Origin of the sequence: Dietzia sp. SLG310A2-38A2 (assembly GCF_014145095.1) — a bacterium.
Taxonomy (GTDB): domain Bacteria; phylum Actinomycetota; class Actinomycetes; order Mycobacteriales; family Mycobacteriaceae; genus Dietzia.
Genome location: NZ_JAALDX010000054.1, coordinates 1 through 6412 on the forward strand (window position 1 = coordinate 1; position 6412 = coordinate 6412).

6 protein-coding genes and 1 pseudogene are annotated in these 6412 nt (G+C 69.1%); 3 read left to right on the top strand and 4 right to left on the bottom strand.

Features of this window, described 5'->3' with window-relative positions:
* A partial coding sequence (locus G6027_RS02085; protein WP_182634961.1) for a helix-turn-helix domain-containing protein occupies positions 1 to 465 on the bottom strand: 465 nt, incomplete at its 3' end.
* Between the two features lie 69 nt (positions 466 to 534).
* Between G6027_RS02085 and leuC the strand changes: the two genes are divergently transcribed.
* The 3 genes from leuC (at position 535) to G6027_RS02100 (ending at position 3113) form a co-directional block, all read left to right on the top strand.
* Positions 535 to 2001 carry a 3-isopropylmalate dehydratase large subunit gene (leuC, locus tag G6027_RS02090; protein ID WP_182634963.1) on the top strand — a complete coding sequence of 489 codons (1467 nt, stop codon included), beginning with the start codon at positions 535 to 537 and terminating at the stop codon, positions 1999 to 2001.
* A 5-nt stretch (positions 2002 to 2006) separates the two neighbouring features.
* A complete protein-coding gene (gene leuD / locus G6027_RS02095) occupies positions 2007 to 2612 on the top strand; it encodes a 3-isopropylmalate dehydratase small subunit (RefSeq protein WP_182634972.1) in 606 nt (201 codons plus the stop codon).
* 120 nt (positions 2613 to 2732) lie between these two features.
* Positions 2733 to 3113 carry an HU family DNA-binding protein gene (locus G6027_RS02100; RefSeq protein WP_182634965.1) on the top strand — a complete coding sequence of 127 codons (381 nt, stop codon included), beginning with the start codon at positions 2733 to 2735 and terminating at the stop codon, positions 3111 to 3113.
* Positions 3114 to 3122: 9 nt separating this feature from the next.
* Here the strand turns inward: G6027_RS02100 and G6027_RS02105 are convergent, their stop codons facing one another.
* The 3 genes and pseudogenes from G6027_RS02105 to G6027_RS02115 form a co-directional block, all read right to left on the bottom strand.
* Entirely contained in the window at positions 3123 to 4043 is a 921-nt protein-coding gene (locus G6027_RS02105; RefSeq protein WP_182634967.1) for an NUDIX domain-containing protein, read from the bottom strand.
* Complete coding sequence (locus G6027_RS02110) at positions 4040 to 6136, bottom strand: RNA degradosome polyphosphate kinase (protein ID WP_182634968.1); 2097 nt, start codon at positions 6134 to 6136, stop codon at positions 4040 to 4042. Before G6027_RS02110 ends, G6027_RS02105 begins: the two co-directional genes overlap by 4 nt.
* Positions 6133 to 6412: pseudogene (locus G6027_RS02115) on the bottom strand (2-phospho-L-lactate guanylyltransferase); the annotation flags it as partial. The gene G6027_RS02110 and the pseudogene G6027_RS02115, both read right to left, overlap by 4 nt.

A 6412-nucleotide genomic window follows, 5' to 3' on the forward strand; every position in this document is an offset into this window, starting at 1 on the left:
CATCAGTAGTGCGCGCTGGGTGGCCGGGTCGGCCCACGCCGCAAGGACCTTCGCGCCCGAACCCCTGCTCATGGGCAGGATGGCCCCCACGGGGACGGTGTCCCGCAGGCCGGTGGGGGGTTCGGCGGAGGCCACGCAGATCCTCCGGTCGCCGTCGCGGCGGTACACCTGGACGCTCTCCTCCGTGGCCTCGCGGAGGCGGGGCAGGACGGTGGATGCCGCCTCCGCGAGGGAGTCGGCGGCGTGCGCGGCGAGCTTGGCCAGGCCGGGGCCGAGGCTCCACACTCCGGCATCGTCCCGGGAGAGGAGTTGGTGGATCTCGAGGCCCACCGCGAGCCGGTGGGCGGTGGCCCGGGGGAGTCCGGTGCGCTCGCAGAGGTCCGCCAGGACACACGGCTGCTCGGCCACCGCGTGGAGCACCGTCATGGCTTTGTCGAGGACTCCGATCCCGCTATACTGTCTCACAGTTCGACTATAGCGTCCTACATGGTGAGAATCCATCGGTTCGACACCCGGGCGTGGACTGGAGGCGTGATGAGTGTGACACCGTCCGGAGGTGCCCGGGGCCGGACCCTGGCGGAGAAGGTCTGGGACGACCACGTGGTGGTCAGGGGCGAGGGAGAGGGCGAAGCCCGTCAGCCCGACCTCATCTACATCGATCTCCACCTCATCCACGAGGTCACCAGCCCCCAGGCTTTCGACGGGCTCCGGTTGGCCGGCCGCGGCCTGCGCCGCCCGGACCTCACCCTGGCGACCGAGGACCACAACGTCCCGACCGACATCGTCGGCGGTGCCATCAACCTCATCGCCGACCGCGTCTCGCGGACCCAGATCGAGACGCTGCGCACCAACTGCGCGGAGTTCGGGGTCCGGGCGTACCCGATGGGTGACCCGGGGCAGGGCATCGTCCACATCATCGGACCCCAGCTCGGCCTGACGCAGCCCGGCATGACCGTCGTGTGCGGGGACTCGCATACGTCGACGCACGGCGCGTTCGGCTCCATCGCGATGGGTATCGGGACGTCCGAGGTCGAGCACGTGATGGCCACCCAGACACTGTCCCTGCGGCCGTTCAAGACCATGGCCGTCACCGTCACCGGTGAACTGCAGCCGGGGGTCTCCGCCAAGGACCTCATCCTGGCCGTCATCGCCCAGATCGGGACGGGCGGCGGCCAGGGGTACGTCATCGAGTACCGCGGCGAGGCCATCGAGAAGCTCTCGATGGAGGCGCGGATGACCATCTGCAACATGAGCATCGAGGCCGGCGCCCGCGCCGGGATGATCGCCCCGGACCAGACCACCTACGACTACCTGAAGGGGCGGCCGCACGCCCCCGCCGGGGAGGAGTGGGATGCGGCCGTCGAGTACTGGAACGGCCTGCGGACCGACGACGACGCCGTCTTCGACACCGACGTGGTGATCGACGGCTCCGCCCTCACCCCGTTCGTCACCTGGGGGACCAACCCCGGACAGGGCGTGCCCCTCGGGTCCACCGTCCCGCACCCGGAGTCCTTCGGGGACGAGAGCGACCGTGTCGCCGCCGAGGGCGCGCTCGACTACATGGATCTCGAGGCCGGCACCCCGCTGCGCGAGGTCCCGGTGGACGTGGTCTTCGTGGGCTCCTGCACCAACGGGCGCATCGAGGACCTCCGGACGGTGGCGGAGATCATCGACGGCCGCGAGGTCGCGGACGGCGTCCGGATGCTGGTCGTCCCGGGATCGATGCAGGTGCGACTGCTGGCAGAGGAGGAGGGCCTGGACAAGGTGTTCACCGCGTTCGGTGCCGAATGGCGTCAACCAGGGTGCTCTATGTGCCTCGGGATGAACCCGGACTCACTCGAGCCCGGCCAGCGCTGTGCCTCGACCTCCAACCGCAACTTCGAGGGCCGCCAGGGCAAGGGCGCCCGCACCCATCTCGTCAGCCCGGCGGTCGCCGCGGCCACGGCCGTCATCGGTCGGCTGGCCTCGCCCGCCGATCTCGAGCCCGCGAAGGGGGCATGATCATCATGGAGCCGATCACCACCCACACCGGCATCGGGGCCCCACTGCACCGGTCGAACGTGGACACCGACCAGATCATCCCCGCCGAGTACCTCAAGCGCGTCACCCGTACCGGGTTCGAGGACGGGCTGTTCTCTTCGTGGCGCGCGAACGAGCCGGACTTCGTCCTCAACCGTGCCCCGTACGACCGCGCATCCGTGCTCGTGGCGGGGCCGGACTTCGGCACCGGTTCGTCGCGCGAGCACGCGGTGTGGGCGCTCAAGGACTTTGGCTTCCGCGTCGTCATCTCCTCGCGCTTCGCCGACATCTTCCGCGGTAACTCCGGCAAGTCCGGTCTGGTGGCGGCGCAGGTCGAGCAGCAGAACGTCGATCTGCTGTGGAAGATCATGGACGAGCGTCCGGGCCTCGAGTTGACCGTCGACCTGGGGACGCGGACCGTGACCGCGGGTGACGTGACGGTCCCGTTCGAGATCGACGACTACACCCGCTGGCGCCTCATGGAGGGTCTCGACGACATCGGGCTCACCCTCCGGCAGGCCGATGCGATCGCGGAGTTCGAGGAGCGCCGGCCGACGTTCAAGCCGGTCACCACCCTGCCTGATCACGGCTGACCCGCCGGTCGCGGAGTCACGTCCGGAACCCTCCCCGTGACGGCAACGTGTGAGTATGCTTATATTCGTATGGCGCGGTTTTCTGCCGCGCCGGCGTACTCACCCTAAGGGGGACCCCTCGTGAACAAGGCCGACCTGATCGCCGAGCTGGCGGAACGGATGGACGGAGACCACCAGCTCGCCACCGAGGCGCTGGAGAACACTCTCGACATCATCGTGCGGGCGGTGGCCGCGGGAGAGTCCATCACCATCATGGGATTCGGCATCTTCGAGAAGCGTGCACGCGCGGCAAGGGTCGCGCGCAACCCGCACACCGGTGAGTCCATCCCGGTGCCACCCACGTACTCGCCGGCCTTCCGGCCCGGGCAGTACTTCAAGTCCGTCGTCCAGGGCACCGAGACACTCCCGGAGGGGCGCCTCGCCGCCAAGCGGTCCAGCTCACACCAGTCCTTCGGCGGTGTCGGGAAGAACGGCGTGAACCACCGCGACAAGGTCAGCTGAGCATCTGTCTCACCGCACGGGGAGGGGGCTCGGGTAATAGTCGGCGAACACCAGGGTCCCGCCGTCGAACCCCAGCCCCCAGGTTCCGGACTTCTTGGTCGAGGTGTCTCCCACTTCGATCCCGGCCAGCTCGGCGAGGTCACCCACGAGGCCGGGAATAGCGGTGCCCTGCGAACTCACCGCCGCCACCCCGTCGCCGCCGGCGATCTCGAGCACGCGGGCCCGGGCGGCGACGGGATCGTCCAGGTACGCTTCGTCGCTCAGAACCGGCTCGAGGGCGACCCCGACCCCGAGTTCGTCGGCGAGTGGGCCCAGGGTCTGCTCGCAACGCACCCGTGGGGCGCTGTGCAGCTTCCGGACGCCGAACGCCCTGAGCATCGGGACCAGGAGTTCGGCCTGGGCGCGTCCGGCCTTGTCGAGAGGGCGCGACGAGTCGTCTCCGCTCCACTCCGAGCGGCTCCCCGCCTTGGCGTGCCGGACCAACAGGAGGACCGACTCCACCGGTCGCGCCGCGGCGAAGCGCGTCATGATCTTGCGGTCCAGCGCGTACGAGACCAGTTCCTTGGCCTCGTCCACCGGGAGCCACCGGATCTCGTCGACCTCGGAGTTCGGTTCGAAGCCGCCGCCGGAGGCGAGAGCGGACCAGTAGGTGACCTCCTTCCGGGTGTTCTCCTTGAGCGGGTACGCGGTGGTCCCGATCCTCGACTCGAGCGCCGCGGTGAACCCTGTCTCCTCCGCGATCTCGCGCACCGCGGTGACGGGGAGTGACTCGCCGGGATCGACCTTGCCCTTGGGCAGTGACCAGTCGTCGTACCGGGGGCGGTGGACCACGGCGCAGCGGGCTGAATCCCCGTCCATGCGGTACAGGACGGCCCCGGCTGCGGGGACCACCCGGACGCGGGTCGTGCCGCCGTTCGACTTCCTGCTCATCGGTCCCGGAACCCCGCGTGGACGGAGGCCATGCGCTCTTGGTGATCGACAGAGTCGGACCGGTCCCCTGGGGCGGGCATCCGCGTCCACGAGGCATCGGGGCGCAGATGGAAGCTGCGGGTGGCCGGGTCGAGGGCGGAATCGAAGATGCGGTGGATCTGTCCCTTGAGCCGGGGGTCGGTCACCGTGGTCATCACCTCGACACGGCGATCAAGGTTCCGGTGCATCATGTCGGCGCTGCCGATGAGCACCTCGTCCGCACCGCGGAAGTTCAGGATCCGAGAGTGCTCGAGGAAGCGGCCGAGGATCGAGCGGACGTGGATGTTCTCGCTGAGCCCCGGGACCCCGGCACGCAGGGCGCAGATCCCGCGGACCACGATGTCCACCTGCACGCCCGCCTGTGAGGCCCGGTAGAGGGCGTCGATGATCTGCTCGTCGACCAGCGCGTTGGCCTTGAGACGGATCCCCGCCTCACGACCCTCGGCCGCGAAGCCGATCTCGCGGTCGATCCTCTCGATGATCCCCGATCGGATGCCCTCGGGCGCCACGAGCAGTCGCCGGTACTTGGAGACGTTGGAGAACCCGGTGAGGTGGTTGAACAGGTCCGTCAGATCCGACACGACGTCCTCGTCCGCGGTGAACAGCCCCACGTCCTCGTACAGGCGGGCCGTCTTGGGGTTGTAGTTTCCGGTGCCGATGTGGGCGTATCGCTGGAGGCGGTCGCCCTCCTTCCGCACCACCAGGCAGGTCTTGCAGTGTGTCTTGAGTCCCAGCAGGCCGTACACCACGTGGACGCCGGCCTGTTCGAGTTCGCGCGCCCAGCGGATGTTGTTCTGCTCGTCGAAGCGGGCCTTGATCTCCACCAGCGCGACCACCTGCTTACCGGCCGCCGCGGCGTCCACGAGCGCGTTGACGATGGGGGAGTCGCCGGAGGTCCGGTACAGGGTCTGCTTGATCGCCAGCACGTTCTCGTCCGCCGCGGCCTGCTCGATGAAGCGCTGGACCGTGGTGGCGAACGAGTCGTAGGGGTGCTCGACCAGGACGTCGCCCTCCTGGAGGGAGGCGAAGATGTTCCGGGCGGTCTCACGCTCCCCGAATGCCGGGGGTGTGGCGGGGACCATCGCCGGGTCCTTGAGGTCGGGCATGTCCAGGCCGTGGATCTGCCACAGCCCCGTCAGATCGAGCAGTCCCGAGAAGCGGATCACGTCCTCTGCGTCCACGTCGAGCTCGTGCTGCAGGATCCGGAGCATCCGCGGCGTCATGTCCTCGGCGATCTCCAGACGCACGGCGGAACCGAAGCGGCGGCGGGCGAGTTCGCGCTCGAGCGCCTGCAGCAGGTCCTCGTCACGGTCCTCCTCGACCTCCATGTCCGCGTTACGGGTCACACGGAAGACGTGGTGCTCGACCACCTCCATGCCCTGGAACAGATCGCCGAGGTGGGCCGCGATGATCTCCTCGGCGGGCACGAACGAGTACTCGTCCTCCGCCTCCCGGGCGACCCTGACGAACCGGGGCACGTTGTGGGGGATCTTGACCCGGGCGAAGTGCTCCTGTCCCGACCCGATGTCGCGGATGATCACCGCCAGGTTGAGGCTGAGTCCGGAGATGTAGGGGAAGGGGTGCGCCGGGTCGACGGCGAGCGGCGTGAGGACGGGGAAGATCGAGTTCCTGAACAGCTCCGCCAGGGAGAACCGCTCGTCGGCGGTGAGCTCGCCCCAGGGCAGGATCCGGATCCCGTGCGCCTCGAGTGCGGGTCTGATCTCATCGTGGAACAGCCGGGTCTGTTCGTCGCAGAGCTCACGGGTCCGGACGCTGATCCGGCCGAGCTGCTCGGCGGGCGTCTGGCCGTCCGCGGATCTGACCGACAGCCCCGTCTTGTCGCGGCGCTTGAGGCCGGCCACCCGCACCATGTAGAACTCGTCCAGATTCGACGCGAAGATCGCGAGGAACTTGGCCCTCTCGAGCAACGGCAGGTCCTTCTCGCCCGCCAGGGCCAACACTCGTGCGTTGAAGTCGAGCCAGCTGAGTTCTCGGTTGAGGTAGCGGTCACGGGGTCGGGGGAGTTGCTCGAGGACGGGATCGTCTGCGGTCACCGGACCATTGTGGCCGATACCCCGGCGGAGTGAGCACGTTGACTCACAGAGGGGGTCCTCAGAACGGCCGCGGTGGCCTCACCCACAGCGCGTCCGGTCAGCGCCAGGACGTCCTCGGGGGTGTCGACATCGCGACCGGCCGCGCCCGAGGGGTCGACCCCGTCGAGCGGGACGGCACCCCCCTCGGACAGGTGTCGGGCCGCGGAGTCGGGTCCGAACCGGGGCACGCGTGCACCCGCGGGGCCGGTCCAGAACGCCATGGTCGTCCCGGCGCCG

Coding starts and splice junctions, on each gene's coding strand:
- leuD (WP_182634972.1), top strand. CDS start 2,007: ATGGAGCCGATCACCACCCACACCGGCATCGGGGCCCCACTGCACCGG.
- G6027_RS02105 (WP_182634967.1), bottom strand. CDS start 4,043: ATGAGCAGGAAGTCGAACGGCGGCACGACCCGCGTCCGGGTGGTCCCC.
- leuC (WP_182634963.1), top strand. CDS start 535: ATGAGTGTGACACCGTCCGGAGGTGCCCGGGGCCGGACCCTGGCGGAG.